Source organism: Parafrigoribacterium mesophilum (assembly GCF_039652555.1).
GTDB lineage: Bacteria > Actinomycetota > Actinomycetes > Actinomycetales > Microbacteriaceae > Parafrigoribacterium > Parafrigoribacterium mesophilum.
The window spans coordinates 325,608-346,602 of record NZ_JBDJAF010000002.1 but is presented as its reverse complement, the minus strand read 5'-3'; the positions used below and the strand labels follow the sequence as shown (position 1 = coordinate 346,602).

Annotated in this window: 21 protein-coding genes; 10 read left to right on the top strand and 11 right to left on the bottom strand. The window is 68.5% G+C overall.

What is annotated here, in order from left to right; genetic code table 11:
- Window positions 1-157, top strand: a 157-nt coding sequence (locus tag ABFX56_RS11685) for an integrase core domain-containing protein (RefSeq protein ID WP_346233515.1), incomplete at its 5' end; no start/stop codon positions are given.
- Window positions 158-178: 21 nt separating this feature from the next.
- On the opposite strand, the gene ABFX56_RS11680 is transcribed toward ABFX56_RS11685, so the two are convergent.
- The gene (locus tag ABFX56_RS11680) at window positions 179-3,412 is read right to left on the bottom strand and encodes an ATP-dependent helicase (protein ID WP_346233501.1); all 3,234 of its coding nucleotides are present in this window, start codon (window positions 3,410-3,412) and stop codon (window positions 179-181) included.
- On the bottom strand, window positions 3,405-6,470 hold the full coding sequence (locus ABFX56_RS11675) for an ATP-dependent helicase (RefSeq protein WP_346233500.1): 3,066 nt from the start codon (window positions 6,468-6,470) through the stop codon (window positions 3,405-3,407). Before ABFX56_RS11675 ends, ABFX56_RS11680 begins: the two co-directional genes overlap by 8 nt.
- Window positions 6,471-6,544: 74 nt before the next feature.
- On the opposite strand from ABFX56_RS11675, the gene ABFX56_RS11670 reads away from it, so the two are divergent.
- Window positions 6,545-6,769 (top strand): DUF3107 domain-containing protein, encoded by a 225-nt coding sequence (locus ABFX56_RS11670; protein ID WP_346233499.1) that lies wholly within the window; start codon window positions 6,545-6,547, stop codon window positions 6,767-6,769.
- 2 nt (window positions 6,770-6,771) lie between these two features.
- Window positions 6,772-7,062 carry a hypothetical protein gene (locus ABFX56_RS11665; protein WP_346233498.1) on the top strand — a complete coding sequence of 97 codons (291 nt, stop codon included), beginning with the start codon at window positions 6,772-6,774 and terminating at the stop codon, window positions 7,060-7,062.
- A gap of 6 nt (window positions 7,063-7,068) precedes the next feature.
- On the opposite strand, the gene ABFX56_RS11660 is transcribed toward ABFX56_RS11665, so the two are convergent.
- Window positions 7,069-7,794 (bottom strand): ferritin-like fold-containing protein, encoded by a 726-nt coding sequence (locus ABFX56_RS11660; protein ID WP_346233497.1) that lies wholly within the window; start codon window positions 7,792-7,794, stop codon window positions 7,069-7,071.
- 169 nt (window positions 7,795-7,963) lie between these two features.
- Here ABFX56_RS11660 and ABFX56_RS11655 point away from each other — a divergent pair, with 169 nt between their 5' ends.
- Window positions 7,964-9,343, top strand: a complete 1,380-nt coding sequence (locus ABFX56_RS11655; RefSeq protein WP_346233496.1) for a DEAD/DEAH box helicase — start codon at window positions 7,964-7,966, stop codon at window positions 9,341-9,343.
- A gap of 3 nt (window positions 9,344-9,346) precedes the next feature.
- Here ABFX56_RS11655 and ABFX56_RS11650 read toward each other — a convergent pair whose 3' ends face one another.
- Entirely contained in the window at window positions 9,347-10,198 is an 852-nt protein-coding gene (locus ABFX56_RS11650) for a PHP domain-containing protein (RefSeq protein ID WP_346233495.1), read from the bottom strand.
- Window positions 10,199-10,334: 136 nt separating this feature from the next.
- On the opposite strand from ABFX56_RS11650, the gene ABFX56_RS11645 reads away from it, so the two are divergent.
- Window positions 10,335-10,607 (top strand): hypothetical protein, encoded by a 273-nt coding sequence (locus tag ABFX56_RS11645; RefSeq protein ID WP_346233494.1) that lies wholly within the window; start codon window positions 10,335-10,337, stop codon window positions 10,605-10,607.
- Here ABFX56_RS11645 and ABFX56_RS11640 read toward each other — a convergent pair.
- Window positions 10,604-11,872, bottom strand: coding sequence for a type III PLP-dependent enzyme domain-containing protein (locus ABFX56_RS11640; protein WP_346233493.1), 1,269 nt, complete (start codon window positions 11,870-11,872; stop codon window positions 10,604-10,606). The two genes, ABFX56_RS11645 and ABFX56_RS11640, sit on opposite strands and share 4 nt — an antisense overlap.
- 130 nt (window positions 11,873-12,002) lie before the next feature.
- Between ABFX56_RS11640 and ABFX56_RS11635 the strand changes: the two genes are divergently transcribed.
- The 4 genes from ABFX56_RS11635 (at window position 12,003) to ABFX56_RS11620 (ending at window position 13,652) form a co-directional block, all read left to right on the top strand.
- Window positions 12,003-12,179 carry a hypothetical protein gene (locus ABFX56_RS11635; RefSeq protein ID WP_346233492.1) on the top strand — a complete coding sequence of 59 codons (177 nt, stop codon included), beginning with the start codon at window positions 12,003-12,005 and terminating at the stop codon, window positions 12,177-12,179.
- Between the two features lie 182 nt (window positions 12,180-12,361).
- Window positions 12,362-12,514: an NAD(P)-binding protein gene (locus ABFX56_RS11630; protein WP_346233491.1), complete on the top strand. Its 153-nt coding sequence runs from the start codon at window positions 12,362-12,364 to the stop codon at window positions 12,512-12,514.
- A complete protein-coding gene (locus ABFX56_RS11625) occupies window positions 12,481-12,951 on the top strand; it encodes a GMC family oxidoreductase N-terminal domain-containing protein (RefSeq protein WP_346233490.1) in 471 nt (156 codons plus the stop codon). Before ABFX56_RS11630 ends, ABFX56_RS11625 begins: the two co-directional genes overlap by 34 nt.
- Window positions 12,930-13,652: a GMC family oxidoreductase gene (locus ABFX56_RS11620; protein ID WP_346233489.1), complete on the top strand. Its 723-nt coding sequence runs from the start codon at window positions 12,930-12,932 to the stop codon at window positions 13,650-13,652. The genes ABFX56_RS11625 and ABFX56_RS11620 overlap by 22 nt, the downstream gene beginning before the upstream one ends.
- A 103-nt stretch (window positions 13,653-13,755) precedes the next feature.
- Here ABFX56_RS11620 and mctP read toward each other — a convergent pair whose 3' ends face one another.
- The 4 genes from mctP to ABFX56_RS11600 form a co-directional block, all read right to left on the bottom strand.
- Window positions 13,756-15,483, bottom strand: coding sequence for a monocarboxylate uptake permease MctP (gene mctP, locus ABFX56_RS11615; RefSeq protein WP_346233488.1), 1,728 nt, complete (start codon window positions 15,481-15,483; stop codon window positions 13,756-13,758).
- A complete protein-coding gene (locus ABFX56_RS11610) occupies window positions 15,480-15,767 on the bottom strand; it encodes a DUF3311 domain-containing protein (protein WP_346233487.1) in 288 nt (95 codons plus the stop codon). Before ABFX56_RS11610 ends, mctP begins: the two co-directional genes overlap by 4 nt.
- A 126-nt stretch (window positions 15,768-15,893) precedes the next feature.
- Window positions 15,894-17,126, bottom strand: a complete 1,233-nt coding sequence (locus ABFX56_RS11605) for an MFS transporter (protein WP_346233486.1) — start codon at window positions 17,124-17,126, stop codon at window positions 15,894-15,896.
- A gap of 14 nt (window positions 17,127-17,140) precedes the next feature.
- The gene (locus tag ABFX56_RS11600) at window positions 17,141-18,415 is read right to left on the bottom strand and encodes a M18 family aminopeptidase (protein WP_346233485.1); all 1,275 of its coding nucleotides are present in this window, start codon (window positions 18,413-18,415) and stop codon (window positions 17,141-17,143) included.
- A 145-nt stretch (window positions 18,416-18,560) separates the two neighbouring features.
- Between ABFX56_RS11600 and pstS the strand changes: the two genes are divergently transcribed.
- Window positions 18,561-19,673: a phosphate ABC transporter substrate-binding protein PstS gene (gene pstS, locus ABFX56_RS11595; protein WP_346233484.1), complete on the top strand. Its 1,113-nt coding sequence runs from the start codon at window positions 18,561-18,563 to the stop codon at window positions 19,671-19,673.
- 14 nt (window positions 19,674-19,687) lie between these two features.
- Here pstS and ABFX56_RS11590 read toward each other — a convergent pair whose 3' ends face one another.
- The gene (locus ABFX56_RS11590) at window positions 19,688-19,828 is read right to left on the bottom strand and encodes a hypothetical protein (RefSeq protein WP_346233483.1); all 141 of its coding nucleotides are present in this window, start codon (window positions 19,826-19,828) and stop codon (window positions 19,688-19,690) included.
- A 50-nt stretch (window positions 19,829-19,878) separates the two neighbouring features.
- A complete protein-coding gene (locus ABFX56_RS11585) occupies window positions 19,879-20,844 on the bottom strand; it encodes a hypothetical protein (protein WP_346233482.1) in 966 nt (321 codons plus the stop codon).
- Between the last annotated feature and the right edge of the window lie 151 nt (window positions 20,845-20,995).

Sequence of the window (20,995 nt, the reverse complement as noted above, 5' to 3'; positions counted from 1 at the left end):
CGGCTGGGCGTTCAAACGCCACTACAACAGCGAATCAGCCCGCCGCGCAGCCCTCCCGGCCTGGCTCCACGAATACAATCACCACAGGCCCCACACCGCGATCGGAGCCAAACCACCCATCACCCGGTTAACCAACGTCCCTGGGCAGTACAGCTAGGCCGCTAACGGTCGGCGGGAGTCACCCGACGGTGGCGTACCAGAGGTTGAGGAGCTCCGCCTCGTCGAAGAGCCGCTCGGGCCGCACCACGAGATCGTCGCTGACGAAATAGAAGACCGCGTCGATCAGTTCGGGATCGATGTTCTTCCACCGGGCGTATGCGAGCCGGTACAGGGCCAATTGCAGTTGCCGTTGGCGCACATCCGCGGCGCCGGTGGGAGCCTTTCCGGTCTTCCAGTCGACGATCTCGTAACGGCCCTCCGTGAAGTACACGGCGTCGATCTTGCACACCACGGTGCGGCCTGCGAACGGAAGGTGGATCTCCCGCTCCACCTCGAGCGGTTTCAGCGCCGCCCACGGCGAATGTTCGAAGATCTGCTGGAGCCGGGCCAGTTCGCCGGAATTCACCGAGTCGTCGCCGGTCGCCAGGTCGAGTTCGGAATCGATCACGTCGATCACCTCGCTGGATCCGCCGATTCCGTACCGCTCCTCCACCCAGCCGTGGAACAGTGTCCCCAGTCGGGTCGCCCGGTACGGCTGCTGCGGCATGGGTCGCACCAGCGTTCCCGCGACGGCCTCGAAATCGGTGATGTAGTCCTTGAACCGGGAGGCGGGCACCCGGGCCGGGAGCGCGACCCGGGCCGGGCGGGCGGCGCGGTCGCGTTCGGTCAGCAGCAGCTCGAGTTGCTTCTGCCACGGTCCGGCATCCGGCACCGGCGCATCCGCAATCACGGCGTGGCCGCGTTGCGCGTCCCGCACCAGCTCGGCGGCGCGCTCCAGCACGGTGCGGCGGCTTCCCAGTGGATCCAGCGGCCACACGATCGTGTCGGCGGAATCGCCGAGCGGGCTTTCGGTGAACTCGCTGACAGTGGGCAGTTCGCCGAGGATGCCGTCTGCGGCGAGCGGAAGCAGAAACGGGCTCGGCCCGCGAGCGGCGGTGTGGGTCGCCCAGAATGATCCGCTGAGCAGCAGGGAATGCCGGGCCCGGGTCACCGCGACGTAGGCGAGCCGGCGTTCCTCCAATTCATGGCGCTGCGTGACCTCCTGTTTGAAGCCGGCCTTCAGCTCCAACAGCTCCTTACGGCTGGCCGCCTGTCGCCACCCGAACTTCGGCAGCTCGGGCGCGTCACCACGGAACTCGTAGGGTAATGTGCCGAAACCGAGCCAGCCGTTGGAACCCTCCCTGCCGGTGGCGGGCATCTCCTTTTCCACCTGCCGCGGTACCGCGACGATGTCCCATTCCAGACCCTTGGAGCCGTGGATGGTCAGCAGTTGCACGGTTCCCGGCTCGGCGTCCTCCGGGCGCGGCGAGAGCCCATCACGCCATTCCGCCTCCCGCAGCCAGCTGAGGAACCCGCCCAGTCCGGCGATCTCGTTGACCGCGAGGTATCCGTTGACGGCGTCGAAAAAGGCGTCGAGGTTGGCCGAGCCGAGCGGACGGCACTCGTTCGCGGCGATTTCAATATCGAGCAGAAAGTCCTGCTCGACGAGGGTGATGAAGTCGAGCAGATCGAGCGTGGAGCGGGCGCGCAGCCGTGCCAGTGTGAGTCCCGCCTGCCGCAGTCGGGTCAGTCCGACCTCGGTGAAGTCGGTCAGAAACGAGTGCGACGGGGCGGTATGAGCCAGAAAATCCAGCGCGTCCACGATGGAGGCACCCTCGGAGTCGGCGACGGAATCACGCATCCGTTGCTTCACCAGGTCGTCCAGCGCGCGCTGCGCGTAGTCGCGGTCGCGGAGTTTGCTGGCCAGGCGGCTGAGCGCGCGCAGGTCCCGCACGCCGATGCGCCAACGGGATCCGGACAGCAGTCGCACCAGCTCCGAGCCGGCGTTCGGGTCGTGGATGACGGTGAGCGCGCAGACCAGGTCGGCGATTTCCGGTTCGGCCATCAAACCGCCGACTCCGAGTACGTGAAACGGCACGCCGTGGCGGCGCAGGGCCTCGATGAACACGCCCTGGGTTTTGCGGGCGCGGAACAGCATGGCCGCGGTGGGCAGTTTCCCGTGCGGACCGCGCACGGCCAGCCGTTCCTTCAGCCACAGCGCGACCGCGTCGGCTTCCTCTGGCAGGGTTTCCTCGAACACCACCTCCACTCGCCCGCCCGACGCGGTGGGTGACGCATCGAGCCGTTCCACGCCCACGCGGCTGTGGGCAGCCAGCGGCTGCGCGATGGCGTTGGCCACCGCGAGAATGCCGTGGCCGTTGCGCCAGCTCGTCGACAACGAGAAGTGCAGCGCGTCGCCCTGGGCGAACTGCCCACCGAACTGTTCCAGGTTCGCGGCGCTGGCCCCGCGCCATCCGTAAATCGATTGGTTCGGATCGCCGACGGCCATCACCGGATGCCCGCGGAACAGTTCCGCCAGCAGCCAGGTCTGCACGACGCTGGTGTCCTGGTACTCGTCGAGCAGCACGACCTTGAACCGGTCCCGGTGCTCGGCGGCGACCTTCGGAACGGTCCGCACGATCTGCAGGGCCAGCGCCACCTGATCGGAGTACTCGACGAAACCGTGGCGCAGCTTCTCGTGCGCGAACTGTTCGGCGAGGTCGAGGAGCACCGGAAGGGCGCCGACGGTGCGCGCCAGGTCCACGACCCGCGCATAATCGCCCTTGCCGCCGGAAGGGAGGTCGCCGACGGCGGCGAAGGTGCGCGCCATTTCCCGCACCGCATCGGTGTCGGCGACGTTCTCGCTGAGGGCGTGACTGAGTGCGAGCACCGCCTTGGTGACGGTGTCGACGCTCTTCTCCAGGTCCGGCAGCCGGCTGTCGGTCGAACGCACCACCAGCGTCCTGGCCAGTTGCCACGCGGACGCCTCGCCCAGCACCGCCCCGTCGGCCTCCCGGCCGATCAGCAGCGCATGGTCGCGATAGATCGTGTTGGCGAAGGAGTTGTAGGTGGCCACGACCGGCGGGTCGAATTCGTCATACTCACCCGGCAGCAGCCCGTGGCTGCTGAGTTGCGTGATGCGTTCCCGGATGCGCGCGGACAGTTCACCGGCCGCCTTGCGGGTGAAGGTGAGACCGAGGATCTCCCCCGGCCGCACCTGCCCGGTGGCCAGCAGCCAGAGCACCCGGCTGGCCATCGTCTCGGTTTTGCCGCTGCCGGCGCCGGCGATGACCAGGGCGGGCGCGAGCGGGGCTTCGATGATCGCCACCTGCTGGGCGGTGGGTCTGGGCAACCCGATGGCGGCGGCGATGTCGGTGGCACGCAGGTCGGCGCCGGCCGGTGCCGCCGCGGGAAGGGTGAGCGAATCAGTCACTGCACACGGCTCTCACCCGGTGCAGGGCCCGGGCGGCGGTGTCCCAACCCCACTGGTCGACGTCGACGCTGCCGCGGAACTGCGCGGCGGCCATGCCGATGGCTGCCTGCCGGATGCGGGTGCGGAATCCTTCCAGTTGCTCTTCGTCCAGCGGCTGCTGGATGCCTTCGCGGTAGCCTTTGCCGCGGATGCCCTTCTTGACGTACAGCAACTTGGCGCCGCCGCCGTGGTGCTCCCCCAGTTCGCCGAGAAAGTCGTCGAGCACGCCGGCGGCGTAGGCGAGCTGGTAGGCGCCCAGTTGCGGATGCGCGTTGATGGCGTCTGCGCTCGTGATGGCGTTCCCCGTTTTCAGATCCACGATCACTACCGACCCGTCGCGGGAGCGTTCCACGCGGTCGATGGACCCGTTCACGGTAGCGCGGCCCACTGACAGCGTGAATCTTCCTTCGGCGGCGACCAGCTCCTTGCCGGCACCGGCGAAGTCGCCGAGGTATTCGGCCAGGCCGCCGGCGAGGATGCGGGCGGCCCGCTTTTGTTGTTCCGCGAGCCAGGGCGACTCGAAGACGAGCTCGTTCCAGCGGCTCTCGATGGCGGCGGTCAACGCGTCGACGCTCGGGTCGGTGGCGGTCTCCATGGCCCAGTGCACGATCGTGCCGATTCCCATGGCGGTGCTGGAGCTGCCGCCGGAGACGGACTGGATGAACCAGTCCAGCGGTGACTCTTCGAACAATTCCAGTTTGGACGGGGAGACCGGCACCGGCTCGTCGTCGTCGAAGAGCGGCTCCAGGCTCGACAGCGGCAGCGTGCCGTGCCACTGCGCAGGGTCCGCGCCCGGCACCTGCTCCGACGCGAGCCGTGCCAGGGCGGATGCCGCCTGGCGCGCCGAGGCGGCATCCGCCGGCGAAGCCAGCTCGCGCCGCAACGCCCCGGTGAGTCCGCGCAGCGACAGCGGTGGCAGCGGTGCCGGATCGCAGGTCGCGGCGTCGCGCGGCAGCAGCGCGAAGAAGACGCTGGCCGCTTCATCGTCGTTTGCCACGGCCGAGACGATGACCTGCGCTCGGGCGCGGGACACGGCGAGTGCGAACATCCGCAGTTCATCGTGCAGCACCTCTTTGCGTCCGTCGATCCCTTCCGGCTGGCCGCTCACGACGCGGGCGAACTCCTGAGGGTAGAGCAGCGACCCGCGGGACTTGAGGTTCGGCCAGATACCGTCCTGCACCCCGAGCAGGGCGACCACCTCGAATTCGAGGCCGATGGCACCCGACGGTGTGGTCACGAGCACGCTGTCGCCGCCGGAGCGGGGCGACAGGGTGTCTTCCGGCACCTCGGCGTCGAGCACCGCCTCGAGGAACACGCTCGGGCCGGAGTCGGGTTGCCGTTCCACGAACCGGGTCGCCGCGGTGAACAGGGCGAGCACCCCGTCGAGGTTGTTGTTGGCCTCCGCCGCGAGGATGCCGGTGCCGAGCGCCTGCGTGCGCCAGGCGTCGGCCAGTCCGCTGCGCTTCCACACCAGCCAGAGCAACTCCTCGATCGTTCCCCCGGAGGCCGCCAGCGCGCGCACCTCCGCGAGCGTGCCGGCCAGGTGGTCGGCGTTCCGGGCGACGCGGGAGTCGATGCTGGCCAGCCGTCCGGGGGCCGACAGTGCATCCACGAGTAGTTCGTCGCTGCTGCGACGGCCGTCGCCGGCCAGTTCCTCGGCGCGCAGCGCCAGACGCAGCCGGCGCAGCGCCAGCCGGTCTAGGCCGCCGAACGGGCCGAGCAGCAGCTCGCCGGCCCGTTCGGGGGTCAGCGGCGTGCGGCCGATACCGACATCGACAACGCCCAGCAGGTTCCTCGCGGCGCCGTGGTCGCGCAGCGCGGTTCCGCCCGACGCGGTGCGGGTCGGCACGTCGGCCAGGGCGAGCGCCCGCGCCACCGCGGGCACCTGGGCGCCGCTGCGAACGATCACCGCCATCTGCTGCCAGCCGATGCCGCCGAGCAGATGATGCTCCCGCAGCCGGCGAGCGACCGTCGCCGCTTCGCGCGCCGGTGTGCCGGCGGTCAGCCGCAGCACCGCCTCGGCGCGCGCCGCGCCGAGACTGCCGGCGCTGCGGTGACCGACCGTGCCGGCCGTGCCGATCCGGTCGGTGATGGCGCGGGTGAAGCCGCGCAAGCCCGGACCGTGCCGGTAGACGGTTCCCAGGTTCAGGGTGCTGACCTGCCGGCCGAGCACGGCGCCCAGCCGCCCCAGCACATCCGGTTCGCCGCCGCGGAACGCGTTCGTGGCGACATCGGGGTCCCCGAACGCGACGACCGCGATCCCCCGGCGAGCCAGCGCGGCGATCAGGTTGACGGTGGATTTGGTCGCCTCCTGCAGGTCGTCGACCAGCACCAGCTTCAACGCCGCGACCGTTTCGCCCGGCTCGCCGTCCGCCAGCGCCAGGCAGGCGGCACGCACCAGCTCGGCGGAGTCGAGTTGGTCGGGCCGGGCGCCGCCCATCACCTGCAGATACTCGGCGGTGAAGTCGGCGGCGGCGACCCATTCCGGATGCCCGTGGTGCAGTCCGAGGGCGCGCAACCGGCTCGGCGTGACGTCGTATTCGGTGGCGCGCATCATCAGTTCACGCAACTCGGTGCGGAATCCGCGCAGGCGGCGCACGTCGGGGCCGAGCGGATCGGGCCAGTCGGGGCCGGTGCCGTCGGCGAGGTGCCCGGCGAGCAGGTGGCCGATGTCGCTGTCCTGGTCCGATCCGGTGAGCAGCCGCGGCGGCGTGCCGCCGGAGGCCCGCCGGTCGTTTCCGACGATATCGAACGCGATCGAGTTGACGGTGCGGGCGAGCGGGCCGCTGGTGGCGATGCCCAGTCGGAGGGCGAGTGAGTCGCGCAGTGCTGTCGCCGTGGACCTGGAGGTGGTGAGCACGAGCACCTCCTCCGGCGGCCAGCCGTCCGCGAGCACCCGCTGCGCCACGAGTTCGATGAGCGTGCTGGTCTTACCGGTGCCCGGCGCGCCGAGCACCGCCGCGCAGGCATCCTGCGGCAGGGCGAGCACCGCCGACTGGGACAGGTCGAGTTTGCTCATGTCTGAACGCTAGCGGCTTGCGCCGACAGTGAACGGGAGCGCGGTCCGCCGCTGTTCTGTCGTAATCTAGGCGCGTGGACATTCGCATCGGCATCATCAATACTTCCCGCGAGATCAATTTCGAATCCTCGCAGTCCGGCAACGACGTCGAGAACATTGTGCAAGAGGCACTGGAGTCCGGCGCCAAATTCATGAAGCTTCTCGACAACAAGGGACGGATTTTCATTGTTCCGATGGCGACGTTCGCCTACATCGAGGTCGGCTCGGAGGAGTCCCGCCGCATCGGTTTCGTCGCCTGAGCATGGAGATGCTGTTCGTCGTCCTGGGGGGCCTGCTCCTCGGGATCGGCGTGTACTACCTGCTGCCGGGCAAGGACAGCTACGGTGCTGCCCTGCTGCCGGCGGCGGCCGGCGCCGCGACGGCGGTGGTGTGGGCCGGGCTCACCTGGGCGGGCTGGAAGTTCGACGGCGGCTGGATCTGGGTGATCGCCTTGGCGGCGGCGGTTGCCGCGTCGGCGCTCATCGGGTTGGTGCTGGCGCGGGTTCGCTCCGCCTCGGACGAGCGGATGTTCGAGAAGCTCAGCAAGGCGTAGCCGGTTCTACGCGGTCAGGCCCAGGTCGTCCATCCTGCGCGTGTGCGCCGCGATCAATTCGGTGAAGACGGGCTCGAGGCGCGCGTCATCCGGTGCGGTATTTTCCGGCAGGGCGAGGGCGGCACGCGCCATCAGCAGGGTGTCCCCGACCAGGCGGCGTCCCCACATGGCCAGCCGGGACGCCAGCCGCGGGTTGGCCTCGATCGCGTCACGAAGCACGGCGGCGAGAAGTTGTGACTCTTCGTCCCCGGACAGCAGCGCTGTCATCTTGGCCGGGTAGTCGCCGGGCAGCCCTTCAGCCAGGCTGACGAACAACTCGTCGAGGATGCCCGCGGTGACGTAGCAGGTGGTCAGGGTCTCGTGCCAGTCCGCGCCGAGCGTGGTGCGGCGGAACTCGTCGATGCGCCGCGAGTACGACGCCATCACCGTGCCGGGGTCATCGCCGCGGCGCTCGATCTCCGCGACGAGACCGCGGTGCTTGGCCAGTGACACGGCGGCGATCTTGGTGACCGCCTCTTTCGCGGCTGTCGACGGAGCCGGCTCAAGGCATCCGGTCAGCGTCTCGAAAATCGACAGCTGAAGATAGGCGGCCTGACCGAGGTAGCGGGCGATGTCCGGGGTCAATTCGCGCAGGCCGACGTGGTTCACCACGAGCGAGGAGGTATCGCGACGCGATTTCGGCTTGGGGGCGCCGCCTCGGATGGCGCGACGACGACCGAACAAGCTGACCACGGCCAATAGCCTACGGCAACAAGCCGACGCGCCATCGGAGGCCCGCTCGCAGACGCAGCGCAGCTACGGCGGGTAAACTGGCCTCAGTCCCCCTATTCTGACGGGGGTTTTACGCCCTGACGACAAAGTGGGCGTATCCGCTCCACCTAATGACAGGGCAGTACTTCTTTTGACATTTTCAGATCTCTCCATAGACCACGACATGGTGGATGCGCTGGCGGCGGAAGGGATCGTTGAACCGTTCCCGATCCAGACGCAGTGCATCCCGATGGGCCTCGCCGGCCAGGACATCATCGGCCAGGCCAAGACCGGAACCGGCAAGACTCTCGCCTTCGGCCTGCCGCTGTTGCAGGAACTCGGCCTCGATCCAGAGCCCGGCGTGAAGGCGCTCGTGGTCGTCCCCACCCGCGAGCTGTGCGTGCAGGTGGCCGAGGATCTCGTGCTGGCCTCCAGCAACCGCTCCACCCAGGTCGTCGCCATCTACGGCGGCAAGGCCTACGAGGGCCAGATCGAGCAGCTCAAGGCCGGCGCGCAGGTCGTCGTCGGCACCCCGGGCCGGCTGCTCGACCTCGCCGGGCAGCACCTGCTGTCGCTCAAGAACGTCAAGGTGATGGTGCTCGACGAGGCCGACAAGATGCTCGACCTCGGCTTCCTGCCCGACGTGGAGAAGATCTTCGCGTTGACCAACCCGACCAGGCACACCATGCTGTTCTCGGCCACCATGCGCGGCCCGGTGGTGGCGCTCGCCCGCCGGTTCATGAACCGGCCCATCCACATCCGCGCGTCGGATCCCGATGAGGGCCTCATGCAGGCCAACATCAAGCACGTCGTCTACCGGGCGCACAGCCTGGACAAGGACGAGGTCATCGCGCGCATCCTGCAGGCCGAGGGTCGCGGCAAAACCGTGATCTTCACGCGCACCAAGCGCGCCGCCGCCAAGCTCGCCGAGGAGCTGCACGACCGCGGCTTCAACACCACCGCGGTGCACGGCGACATGAACCAGGAGGCGCGCGAGCGCTCCATGGCCGCGTTCAAGGCCGGCAAGAAGGACGTCATGGTGGCCACGGATGTCGCCGCCCGCGGCATCGACGTCGACGACGTGACCCACGTGATCAACCACACCATCCCCGAGGACGAGAAGAACTACCTGCACCGCGTCGGCCGCACCGGCCGGGCCGGCAAGACCGGCATCGCCGTCACCTTCGTGGACTGGGACGACATGCACAAGTGGACGCTGATCAACAAAGCGCTCGACTTCGGCGTGCCGGAGCCGATCGAGACGTACTCGTCGTCCCCGCACCTGTACACGGACCTGGACATCCCCGCGGAAGCCAAGGGCCGCCTGCCCGGCGCCGGTCCAGCCGCCGTGCGGCCGCGGAGCACCGACAAGGCCCGCTCGGGCGGTCAGCGGCACTCGGGCGGTCGCTCGCAGCGCACAGCGGCGGCCGGCGCCCCGGCCGGGCAACGCTCATCCGAGTCGAAGCCGGAGACCTCACGCACTCCGCGGTCCCGGCAGCGCACCCGTCGCAGCACGCCTCCGGCCGCGTAGCGTTCAGCCGTAGAACGGTGCGGAGCCGGTGCCGGCGGCGATGAGCCGCTCAAGCACCGCGGGCTCCGTGAAGTTCTCGCCGAGCCGGTTCGACTTGCCGTCGCCGTGGTAGTCGCTGGAACCGGTGACCGCCAGTGAGAACTGGGCCGCCAGTTCGGTGAGCCGTTCCTTGCCGTCGTCGGTGTTATCCCGGTGTCGGATCTCCAGCCCGAACAGGCCGGCATCCACGAGCTCGGCCAGCCTGTCCTCGGACACGACTTTATCGCGGCCGCGGGTACCGGGGTGGGCGAGCACCGGCACACCGCCCGCCGCGCGCACCAGCTTCACCGCGTCCAGCGGATTCGGCGCGTAGTGCGCCTGGAAGTAGTTGCTGCGCGGATGCAGGATGTCGGCGAAGGCCGCGCCACGGTCGGCCACGATGCCCAACGCGACGAGGGCATCGGCGATGTGTGGTCGGCCGACGGTGGTGCCGTCGGAGGTCTGCGCCAGAACGTCGGCCCAGGCAATCGGGTAGTCCACCCCGATCCGTCTCACGATGGCCTCCGCCCGGTGCAACCGCGATTCGCGGATCCGGGCCGTCTCGTCGAGGATGCCGGGATCGAGCGGGTCGAAAAGATATGCCAAAAGATGCACGCTTCTGCCGTCCAGTTGCGTGCTCAGCTCCATCCCGGGGATCACGGTCAGTCCCGTGCCGCGGGCGGCGGCCATGGCCTCCTGCCAGCCCGCGCTGGAATCATGGTCGGTGAGGGCCACGGCGCCCAGGCCGGCGCGCACGGCGGAGGCGATGAGCTCGGCGGGCGGCTCGGTGCCGTCTGACACGCTGCTGTGGGTGTGCAGATCGATCGCGCCGGCCATGGTTCCATGCTAGTTGGCGGCAATCCGGGCGGTTTACGGCCGGGAATGAGTTCCTCTCGGCTGCGGCGTGTCGGCCGGAAACGGTGGTGCCGTGACCTCCATAATGGGGACACGATCTTACCGAAGGGAGCGCGCGGTGCTGTTTTCCAAATACCGGAGTGCTGGCCGCGATGTCTACGCGCCCAACACGGCGGATCTGCATGACCTCGTCTACGAGCTAGTCCGTACTCGCCTGACGACTGCGATCGGCCGCGACGGTTCCTTCGCCGTGGCGGTGCGTCACCCCGATGACGACGACGCGTTCTTCAGCGAAGTCTTCGCCGACAGCATCGCGCGCGACATCGCCGCATCGCTCGCCGCCACCCATTCGGTGCCGGTGCCGCTGGCGGCCCCGCGCCTGGTCGCCTAGAAGTAGGTTTCCACCGCGTCGACGACGCTCGGATGCGGTAGTGACGCGTCGTCCACGACCGGCATCAGCCGCCACTTGTCGAACGCCGTGCACGGATGCGACAGGCCGAACCGCACGACGCTGCCGACCGGAAGCGCGTCGGCGCCGGCGCCCTCACCCAGTTGCAAGAACGTGTGCTGGTCGTTGAGCTTTGTCACCCGGCTGCCGGAGAGCGTCCTGGCGCTGTCCGCGTCGGAGGCGCCGACGATCCGCTGCGGTGTTGGCAGCCCCTCGTCGAACGGGAAATCCCGGCGCCCACCGTCGAGGATGGCCAGCCGCGGTTCCGGGCGGGAGAGCACTCGCGCCCAGCCGTGCATCGCCGCATGGAAGCGCTGCTCGGCCGGCGCATGCGCAAACGGTGAGATTCCGCGGTAGAACCCGTCGTCGTGCACCTGGTAGGCACCGGAGCGCAGCACCACCGTCGCCGAGTCCACCAGCGGTGCCAGGTGCTGGGCCACCAGGTCGAAGTAGGCGCTGCCGCCGGCGCTGACCACCGGGCGCAGGCCCGCGTAGCCGATGCCGGCCTCCAGTCGGTGGTGGAGGTCGACGACGTCGTCCAGATACCGGCCGATGGCATCCAGGCCTGAGACGCTGCGGTCGTGCGTGATCGGGCCCTCGTAGGCGCCAACGCCCGCGAGCCTCAGGCTCCGCGACGCCGCAATGGCGGCCGCGACCGCCAGTGCGGCGTCGATCGACCGGGCGCCGGTGCGTCCGCGGAGCGTGCCGAGCTCCACCAGCACGTTCACCGGGGATGGCAGCTCGAGGCCGGCCAATACCGATTCCATGCCGCGAACGGCATCGAGGCTGTCCGCCCAGCAGTAGAACTCGAAGTGCGGATGCGCGCACCGTTCCGCGGCCAGCCAGCGCAGCGCCACCGGATCGATCAGCTCGTTGGCGAGCAGGATGCGGTCCACGCCGAAGGAGCGCGCCACCTGCACCTGCCAGCCGGTCGCCAGGGTGAGCCCCCACGCTCCGGCGTCGAGCACCTGCCGCCACAGTGCGGGCGCCATGGTCGTCTTGCCGTGCGGGGCGAGCCGGATGCCGCGGGCGGCGCTCCACCTGGCCAGCAGCGCCACGTTGTGCGCCATGGCGTTCGCGTCGGCCGTCACCAGCGGAGTCGCGAATTCCTCCAGGCCGGGACGCTTCGAGAGAAAGTCGTCGAGCGCCGCACCCCAGCTGTGTGGGGGGAAGGACTTGTACGCCGGCCCCAGAATAACGCCGGCCATCGCCAACTCCTCGTATGTTGATCACCCTGCCGGCCATCGGTGCGCCGGTGTACCCAGGCTACTGCCGGACCGCGGCCCGACCGGCGCCGCGCCGTTGAGCGCGCGCGTGCCGCACAGGTAGGATGGTGGCATGAAAGCTATCGGCTACGTCGTCTCCTTCGGGGTGTTCCTGTTGGGCTTGTTCCTCATGGGACTGGCGTTCGAAATCTCAGCTTTCCAGCCCGAGACCTTCTTCTTAGGTCTGCTGGCGATGTGCGGCGGGTTCTTCATCCCGATCCACATCCTGCCGCGCATCAACGGCCGCTGACGCACACGTCGCGCACGAGGATTTAACGAACAAACGCCGTTGCTACTCCCCCAAGTAGCAACGGCGTTTTCGGTGTCGAACACCAACCCCCCGGTGATTCCTAGACGCTAACAGCGTGTTGTCCTGTGCTGCTATACCCCAGTACAGGGGGAGCCTGGCCTAGTGTGGAGGCAGGAGGCGGCATGCCAGGCGTGGTCGACTATCTGATCGTGGGTGCCGGTTCCTCAGGATCCGTGCTCGCAGCCCGACTCAGTTCCAGGGCGGATGCCTCGGTGCTTCTCCTCGAGGCAGGCGCGGCAAGGTGCTCGGCGGCTCCTCCTCCATCAACGCGATGATGTGGGTGCGCGGCTATGCCGCGGACTACGACAGGTGGGCCGAACTCGCCGGTGCCGGCTGGGGCTACCGGCAGCTGCAGCCGTACTTCGCCCGCATCGACCAGACGATGCACATCGAGCCACAGCGCAGCCCACGCCGACACACCGCCCGGTTCCTCGCCGCGACCGACGAACTCGGCCTGCCGCGGGCCGAGCCTAACTCGGCGCAGCCGGACGGATTCGTGCAGACGCTGGTCACCCAACACCGAGGCCGGCGCTTTTCGGCGGCGGACGGCTACCTGAAGCCGGTGCGGCACCGCAGCAACCTCACGGTGCTCACTGGCGCCCAGGCGACCAGAGTGCTCTTCGAGGCGCCGGCGACGGGCCGCGCCGAGCTGCCGCAGTCGAATATGTCCGCGGCGGTATACGTCACACGGTGCGGGTCGCCAAGGAGGTGATCCTCGCGGGTGGTGCGCTGAATTCGCCGCAGTTGCTGATGCTGTCCGGTGTCGGCGACGGCGACGAATTGCGCGCACACGGCATCGACGTGGTGGCCGACCGGACGGAGGTCGGCAAGAACCTGGTCGACCACCTGGTCAGCGGTCTGATCGTCGAGGTCGCCGGCGGCAGTCTCAGTGCCGCCGGCCGGCCCGCGCAGCTGATCGACTACCTGCTGCGCCGCCGCGGCATCACCCTCGGGGTGCTGCTCGAGCAGCCGCGCAGCCACGGCACGGTTGGCCTGGCCTCCGCTGATCCGATGGCCGCGCCGCTGATCGATCCGCGGTACCTCAGCGATCCGGACGGCGCCGATCGACGCGCGATGCTGGCCGGACTGCGGCTGGCCGATCGCATCCTGCACGCTGCGGCGTTCCACGGTGTGGTGGGCGACTATATCGCGCCGGAGGGCGGCGGCAGCCTGGCCGCGGAGGAACGGTACGTCGCGGCCCCTGAGCAGTATGCACATACCATGTACCACCCGGTGGGGACCTGTCGAATGGGATCCGATGCGGCGTCGGTGGTCGATCCTCAGCTGCGGGTGCGCGGCGTGGAGGGCCTGCGGGTCGCGGATGCGTCGGTGATGCCGACGATCATCCGGGGCCACACGCACGCGCCGACCCTGCTGATCGGCGAGCGCGCTGCCGATCTGATTCTGGCCTGACGACTTCCTGCCCGACGACTTCTGGCCGACAACTTCTGGCCCGACGACACCGGCCGGCCCGCAGCAAAGACTGCGAACCGGCCGGAATCGACTCAGCTGGTGATCAGTGAACCGGGGCAGCCTCCGGCTCGTCGTTGCCGGCCAGCAGCTCGTCCTCCACGGACTTCTCCAGGTCGGCGACCTTCGGGTCGTGCTCGTCGGCGCCGTAGTCGCTCGGGTTGGTGCTGTCGACGCCGTCCTTGACCTTGAGGGCCTTGAAGACGACGGTGAGCACCACCGCGACGATGGCGTTGATGACGAACGCGGTGATCGCGATGTACACCGGGATGTCGGTGAACGGGATCGCCGCGACGGATCCGCCGAAGTGGGCGTGGGTCACCGGGTTGACGACGTTCCAGGCCGCCCAGGTGCCGTAGCCGATACCGACGGCCCAACCAATGAGCAACGCGGTCTTGTGGAACCACCTGGTGTACAGGCCCGCGACGATCGAGGGGAAGGTCTGCAGGATCCAGATGCCGCCGAGCAGCTGCATGTTGATCGCCGCGGACTGGTCCATGATCAGCACGAAGATCAACGCACCGAATTTGACCACGAGGGAGGTGACTTTCGATACCTTCGCCTCTTGCTCCGGCGACGCGTTCGGCCGGAACAGGTCCCGGTAGATGTTGCGGGTGAACAGGTTGGATGCCGCGATCGACATGATCGCCGCAGGCACCAGAGCGCCGACCGCGATTGCCGCCAGGGCGACTCCCGCGAACCAGGCCGGGAAGTTGTCCAGGAACAACTGCGGCACGATGAGCTGCGGGTTGATCTTGCCGTCCACGCCCATCGGCACGGTGCCGGCCTTGATGGCGACGTAACCGAGCAGCGCGAGGAAGCCGAGCATCACCGTGTAGAGGGGCAGGACGACCGCGTTGCGGCGGATCGTGTTGCGGCTCTTGGTGGCCAGCACGCCGGTGATGGTGTGCGGGTACATGAACAGCGCCATGGCCGAGCCGAGCGCGAGCGTCCAGTATGCGTTGAAGCTGGTCGCCCCCGGGATGATCGAGCCGACCGCCTTCTGCGTCGCCGGGTTGACCGCGGCCATCTTCGTCTCCGCGGAGTCAAAAATCGCTCCCCAGCCGCCCATGTGCGACGGCAGCCAGATGATGGCGACCACGATGGCGAGATAGATGAGCAGGTCCTTCACCACGGCGATGGTCGCCGGGGCGCGCAGGCCCGCGGTGTACGTGTAGGCGGCGAGCACGGCGAACGCGATGATCAGCGGTAGGTCGGCCATGAACCAGTTCTCACCACTGCCCAGACCGAGCACGGAGAGCACCGCCTTGATGCCGACGAGCTGCAGCGCGATGTACGGCATGGTCGCCAGGATGCCGGTGACGGCGATCGCGACGGACAGCGGCTTGCTGCCGTAGCGGCCCTTGATGAAGTCGGCCGGAGTGACGTAGCCGTGGCGGTGTGAGACCGACCACAGGCGCGCCATCAGCAGGAACACGATCGGGTACAGCACGACCGTGTACGGCACGGCGAAGAACCCGGTGACCGATCCGGTGCCGTACATGGCGGCCGGGACGGCGATGAACGTGTAGGCGGTGTACAGGTCGCCGCCGAGCAGGAACCAGGTGATCCAGTTACCGAAGCTGCGTCCGCCGAGGCCCCATTCGTCCAGGGACTTGAGGCCGCGCTCTTCCGGCTTGACCCGCCACCGCACGGCCATGAAGCCCATGACGGCGACGAGGGTGAAGATGATGATGACGACGGCCAGAGCCACGCCATGGACCGGATGTCCGGTGGTTGCCGCGGCAACGGAGCTCGAAACGGAGCCGATCATCGCTGTCCTCCCTTGGTGGCAGCGTCATCGGTGCGCACTGCGGCGCGGCGCCGGTTGTCCTCACGGGTGACGATCGCGTAGGTGGCCCAGAGCAGGGCGGCCTCAATGAAGACCCAGAGGATCTGGTACCAGTAGAAGAAGGGGAACCCGAACAGTTCCGGTCCCTTCTTGGCGTACATGGGTACCAGCAGTGGAAGAACGATTCCCGCGGCCAGGAGGATTCCTGCGAGAATGTAAGGCCCGGGCCGTGCTGGCCCGCGCGTGGGTGTGTCAGAACGTGACATCGGTGTCTCTTCTAGAGTCGGGCGTTCGACGGGATTTCCGCCGGAACTTGAGACTCGGCGGCGTGCATTTTTTGTGATCGCGTCGGCCGGCAAACAGGGCTCCGCAGACGAGGATATACCCTGGGATTATCCTGTGAACACCGGGCCGGCGTCAGCTCCGGTACGCCCGGCCGGCAACGACAAGGCGATCGCGTAGCCGGCCGCAAGGAGCACGAGCACCGTGCCCACCTCGCCGGGCCAGCCGAACGCCGCGTAAAACAATCCGCCGACGAAACCGGCGATGCTGGAGCCCACGTGGTAGCCGAAGAGGTAGACGGCCGAGGACTGCGCCCGCTGCCTGGCTCCCCAGGAACTCACCCAGCCGCTGATCACCGAGTGCGCGCCGAAGAAGCCGAACACCGTGGCGGCGGTGCCGACGAGCACGAACGGCAGCGTGTCGACCAGGCTCACGACTGCGCCGGCGGCCATGATGGCCATGCCCAGCAGCAGGATGCTGCGCCGGCCCCGCCGATCGGTGAGCCCACCCATCCAATTGGAGCTGACGGTGCCGAACAGGTAGAGCACGAACACCAGCGCCACCAGAGTGGGCGGCAGATCGAACGGGCTGGCGACCAGTCGGTACTGCAGGTAGTTGAAGAACGACACCAGCCCGCCCATCAGCACGAAACCGATCAGCGCGAACCTGATGATCACCGGGTCGCGCAGCGGACCACGGATGCCGGCCAGTCGTTGACGCATCGTGCCGGGCGCCGGCACGAAATGGTGGGATTGCGGCAACCGCAGCGCCACCCAGATCCCGCCGGCCAGGCAGAAGCTACCGACGACCGCCATCGCGACCCGCCAGTTGAGTGCACCGGCGATGAGCCCGCCGGCTAGGCGACCGCTCATCCCACCCAGGCCAGTCCCGCTGACGTACAACCCCATCGTGGTGCCCAAACCGGACGGGTGGAACTCCTCGGCGATGTACGCCATCGCCACGGCCGGTAGGCCGGCCAGCACCAGGCCGGTGAGGATCCGAACGGTCAGCAGGGCGCCGAAGCTCGGCACGATCGAGGCCACCAGGGTGAGCAGCGCGGCGGACAGCACCGCGCCCACGAGCACTCCGCGACGACCCTGGCCCTCCGACCATGACGCGGCGACGATGACGGCCACCGCCAACGGCAGCGTGGTCAGCGACAGGGTGAGGCTCGCGACGGCCGGTGAGACGGAGAAGTCCCGGCTGACATCCGGCAGAATGCCCTGCACGACGTAGAGCATCGCGAAGGTCATGAATCCCGCGGCGAACAGCACCCGGCTGGTCCGACGATATTCCGGGGTGCCGCGGCGCAGCGACGGGATCCCCTCTGGCACGATGTCCACGGTCAGCGGACCCCTTACTCTTGGGGACCGAAGAAGGCGCCGATCGCGTTCGACAGCGCCGCGGGCGCATCGGCGTGGCACAGTTCTCGCGCCGAGTGCATCGACAACAGCGGGATGCCGACGTCCAGCGTGCGGATGCCGAGCCGGGTCGCGGTGAGCGGACCGATGGTGGAACCGCAGGGCACGTCGTTGTTCGACACGAAGTGCTGGTAACGCACGCCGGCCTGCTCGCAGCAGCGGGCCCAGAGGGCCGCACCGTGCGCATCCGTCGCATAGCGCTGGTTGGCGTTGATCTTCAGCAGCGGACCGCCGTCGATGGTGGGGGTGTTGACCGGGTCGTGCCGCTCCGGGTAATTGGGGTGCACCGCGTGCCCGGCGTCGGCGGACAGACACCAGGAGGCGGCGAACGCCTGGCCGCGCTCGGACACGGTGGCACCCAGGCCGGCGCCGATGCGGCTGAGAATGTCGGCGAGCAGCGGGCCGCTGGCGCCGGAGCGCGACGCCGAGCCGAGTTCCTCGTGGTCGAAGGCGGCGAGCACGCTGATCTGGTCGGTGTCGTCGGGGGCGGACAGCAGCGCCTGCAGACCGGCGTGCACCGAGGAGAGGTTGTCCAACCGGCCGGCCGCGAAGAACGCGCCGTCCAGTCCGAAGACGGCCGGGGCCTGTGTGGCGGCGGTGAGGAGGTCGTAGCCGGCGACCTCCGCGGCGTCGAGTCCGGCGAGCGCCGCCAGGTGGTCGAGCAGGTCCGTCGCCGCTGCGTCGACGCCGAAGACCGGGGTGAGGTGGCGTTGCCGGTCGAGGGTGAGCGCATCGTTCACCGTGCGGTCAAGATGCACCGCCAGTTGCGGGATGCGCAGCAACGCCCCGGTGCGCACCAGGTGCTCGGTGCCGTCGCGGCTGACGAGCCGGCCGGCCAGTTCCAGTTCGCGGTCCAGCCACGAGTTCAGCAGCGGACCGCCGTACACCTCCACCCCGGCCTGCAGCCAGCCGTGTGAGGCGATGGTGGGCTTCGGCTTGAGCTTGAAGCCGGGCGAGTCGGTGTGGGCGCCCAGGATGCGGAACCCGGTGGCCGGGCCGGCGGAAGCCGGCTGAATCCAGGCGACGATCGCGCCGTCGCGGACGACGAAGCGGCGGGCCGGGCCGGCGGCATCCGGCCACGGTTGTGTCTCGTCGAGCCGGCGGAATCCGGCGGCGGTCAGACGCCGGGCCGCCTCGGCCGCCGCGTGGTACGAGGACGGCGATGCGGCGATGAAATCAGCGAGATCGCCGAGATGCGCTGAGGAATCCATGTTTCAAGACTAGGCCCGAGGGCGTTCGGACACCGTTCACCCGGAGTTCATGCTTCGGGAAGGTGTGCGTCACGGCACCTTCTTAGCGTAGGTCGCGGGTCGGCAACGGCCGGCACAGCACACCAACCTTCCGAAAGGGAAACCCATGAACATCCAGCGTCCCCATGTGCGCTCCATCACCGCACGCGTCGCCAGCACCATCGCCATCGCCGCTGTGGCGGCGATCGCCTTGTCTTCGTGCGCCAGCAACGAGTCACCGGCGGCGGCGGGCACCAGCGCCGCGCTGACCGGCACGCTCAACGGGTCGGGTGCGTCGTCGCAGGGCAGCGCATCCGATGCCTGGGTCGCTGCCTTCCAAACCGCCAATCCGGAAGTGACGGTCAACTACTCCCCCGACGGCTCAGGCGCCGGACGCAAGGCGTTCATCGCCGGAGGGGTGCAGTACGCCGGCAGCGACTCGGCGCTGTCCGACGAGGAACTGGGCGGAAGCTTCGCCGCGTGCGCACCGGACTCCGCGGCCCTCGACCTCCCGGTCTATATCTCGCCGATCGCGGTGATCTTCAACGTCGCGGGCGTGAGCAAACTGAACCTGGATGCGGCCACCATCGCCGGGATCTTCAAGCGTGCGATCACGAAATGGAACGACCCGGCGATCGCGGCGCTGAACCCGGGAGCCGAGTTGCCGAGCGCGGCGATCACCGCGGTGCACCGCTCGGATGACTCTGGCACGACCAAGAACTTCGCCGACTACCTGCACCAGGTGGCCCCGGAGGTGTGGGACGCCAAGCCGGCCGACACATTCCCCTACACCGCAGGCGAAGCAGCCCAGGGTACCTCCGGGGTGGTCGACGCGGTGACCAACGGGGTGAACACGATCGGCTACGCGGATGCCTCGCGTGCCGGAAAGCTGGGCGTCGCGGCACTGAAGGTCGGCGATTCGTTCGTTCGGTACAGCGCCGAAGCGGCCGCGGCGGTCGTCGCCGGATCTCCGCTGGCCACCGGCCGGGCCGCGAACGACATCGCGATCACCCTCGATCGGAAGACCACCGATGCCTCCCACTACCCGCTGGTGCTGGTGAGCTACCTGATCGCCTGCCAGCAGTACCCGGATGCCGCCACCGCGAAGCTGGTGAAGGCGTACCTCGGGTTTGTGTCCGGCTCCGCGGGTCAGCAACAGGCGGCGGACTCCGCCGGCTCGGCGCCGCTGTCCGGCGGGCTGGCGGCCACGGTGGCGGCGGCCGTCGCGTCGATCAAGTGACACTGCTCGCGCGTTCACGCCCGCAGGCTCCGAAAGTGGCCGCGCTCGGCGGCGGTCAGGATGTTCTGTGGCGTAGCTGAGGGTGGTGCGAATGCGGCATCGGCTGGGCAACTCACCTCAGTGAGCGCCGCCGCGACCTCCTGCGCACCGGTCATGACCACAGCTTGTCGCGGCCCAGGGCGCCGGCAAAGGGTCTTACGGCCGGTCAGCGGCCGAGCACTCCCGCGCCGTGGCTTCGGCTCCACACCCGCCGCCGGAGTTGGCGGGCCACCCGATATCCGTCCCTGGTCAGGTGGCGGAGCGGATCATTCACTTCCCGTATTGGGCCCTTCCCCGCCAGCCACGCGCTCCGGTAGGGCAATGGCTGGGAAAGTTCCCCCAGGAACCAATCCCAATTGGCTTCGGACATGCTGTCGTGGTAGTGAAGCAACCGGGCCGAGGCCAGGCCTTCGGAACTGAGATGGTCACGGAAGTGCGAGGCGATGCCATAATTCGACGCACCGGGAAGGTTCATCGTGTGCGCGTGCATCCGCACGGCGGCGAGCCCAAGGGCGACCTGATCGGTCCAAAAGAGTTTGTCCAGGTTCGACGCGTCAGTGCGATCCAGGATGGCTTCGATGACCTCCCGCCACGCGTCGATGAAGCCCGATGCCGGGCGGTAGACGAAGATGCCGGCATTCCAATACAGTCGGACTCGCTGATCATCGGCGGCGGTGCGCACCCAGGGCAGGTCCTCCGTGGTGAGCCCGACGTCTGAGCAGACCTTCTGCCAGTACGGCTCAAACTCATCGCCGGGACCACTGGTTCCGATGTTCTTGTCCCGCGGGCACGCCGCGAGGTCTAGTCCATCATCCAGGAGCAGTTTCTCGGGTGGTCGGAGCACAAGAACGTCGCTGTCAAGCCAGGCCAGCAGGTCTCCTTGCGCGCGGCTCTCCGCGGATTTCAAGACAAAATACTTGTTCAAGTACGGCATCCACGAGTACCGGTTGCGCGGGACGCTCCTGACGTACTCCACTTCGAGTTGCTCGAAGCGGCGCAGCGTGGAGGCGCGCAAGCGCGGGCCCCGCCGGGGAGTCACCGCGATGACCCGGGCCCCGGCGAATGCCTCGCCGTAGCGGCGCAGGCTCTCCACCAGGCGGATGGCGCCTTCCTCCAACGGTCCGTATTCCACACAGCATGCAAAAGTGATCCTCTTCGCGGGTGGAAGTTCCGTGATCGACACAGTGCTCTCCCTTGAGTCAGGCGGCAGAGAGCTTCGGAGGCCTCTTGACGCACGGGCACTCCACTGGATGCCCGTGTGGCCGCACCGGCACCGCCGAATC

What these genes read in the sequence shown, in the direction of transcription:
- pstS (WP_346233484.1), top strand. Translation starts at nt 18,561, where the DNA reads ATGAACATCCAGCGTCCCCATGTGCGCTCCATCACCGCACGCGTCGCC.
- ABFX56_RS11610 (WP_346233487.1), bottom strand. Translation starts at nt 15,767, where the DNA reads ATGTCACGTTCTGACACACCCACGCGCGGGCCAGCACGGCCCGGGCCT.
- ABFX56_RS11635 (WP_346233492.1), top strand. Translation starts at nt 12,003, where the DNA reads ATGAAAGCTATCGGCTACGTCGTCTCCTTCGGGGTGTTCCTGTTGGGC.
- mctP (WP_346233488.1), bottom strand. Translation starts at nt 15,483, where the DNA reads ATGATCGGCTCCGTTTCGAGCTCCGTTGCCGCGGCAACCACCGGACAT.
- ABFX56_RS11650 (WP_346233495.1), bottom strand. Translation starts at nt 10,198, where the DNA reads ATGGCCGGCGCGATCGATCTGCACACCCACAGCAGCGTGTCAGACGGC.
- ABFX56_RS11640 (WP_346233493.1), bottom strand. Translation starts at nt 11,872, where the DNA reads ATGGCCGGCGTTATTCTGGGGCCGGCGTACAAGTCCTTCCCCCCACAC.
- ABFX56_RS11630 (WP_346233491.1), top strand. Translation starts at nt 12,362, where the DNA reads ATGCCAGGCGTGGTCGACTATCTGATCGTGGGTGCCGGTTCCTCAGGA.
- ABFX56_RS11600 (WP_346233485.1), bottom strand. Translation starts at nt 18,415, where the DNA reads ATGGATTCCTCAGCGCATCTCGGCGATCTCGCTGATTTCATCGCCGCA.
- ABFX56_RS11590 (WP_346233483.1), bottom strand. Translation starts at nt 19,828, where the DNA reads ATGACCGGTGCGCAGGAGGTCGCGGCGGCGCTCACTGAGGTGAGTTGC.
- ABFX56_RS11675 (WP_346233500.1), bottom strand. Translation starts at nt 6,470, where the DNA reads ATGAGCAAACTCGACCTGTCCCAGTCGGCGGTGCTCGCCCTGCCGCAG.
- ABFX56_RS11665 (WP_346233498.1), top strand. Translation starts at nt 6,772, where the DNA reads ATGGAGATGCTGTTCGTCGTCCTGGGGGGCCTGCTCCTCGGGATCGGC.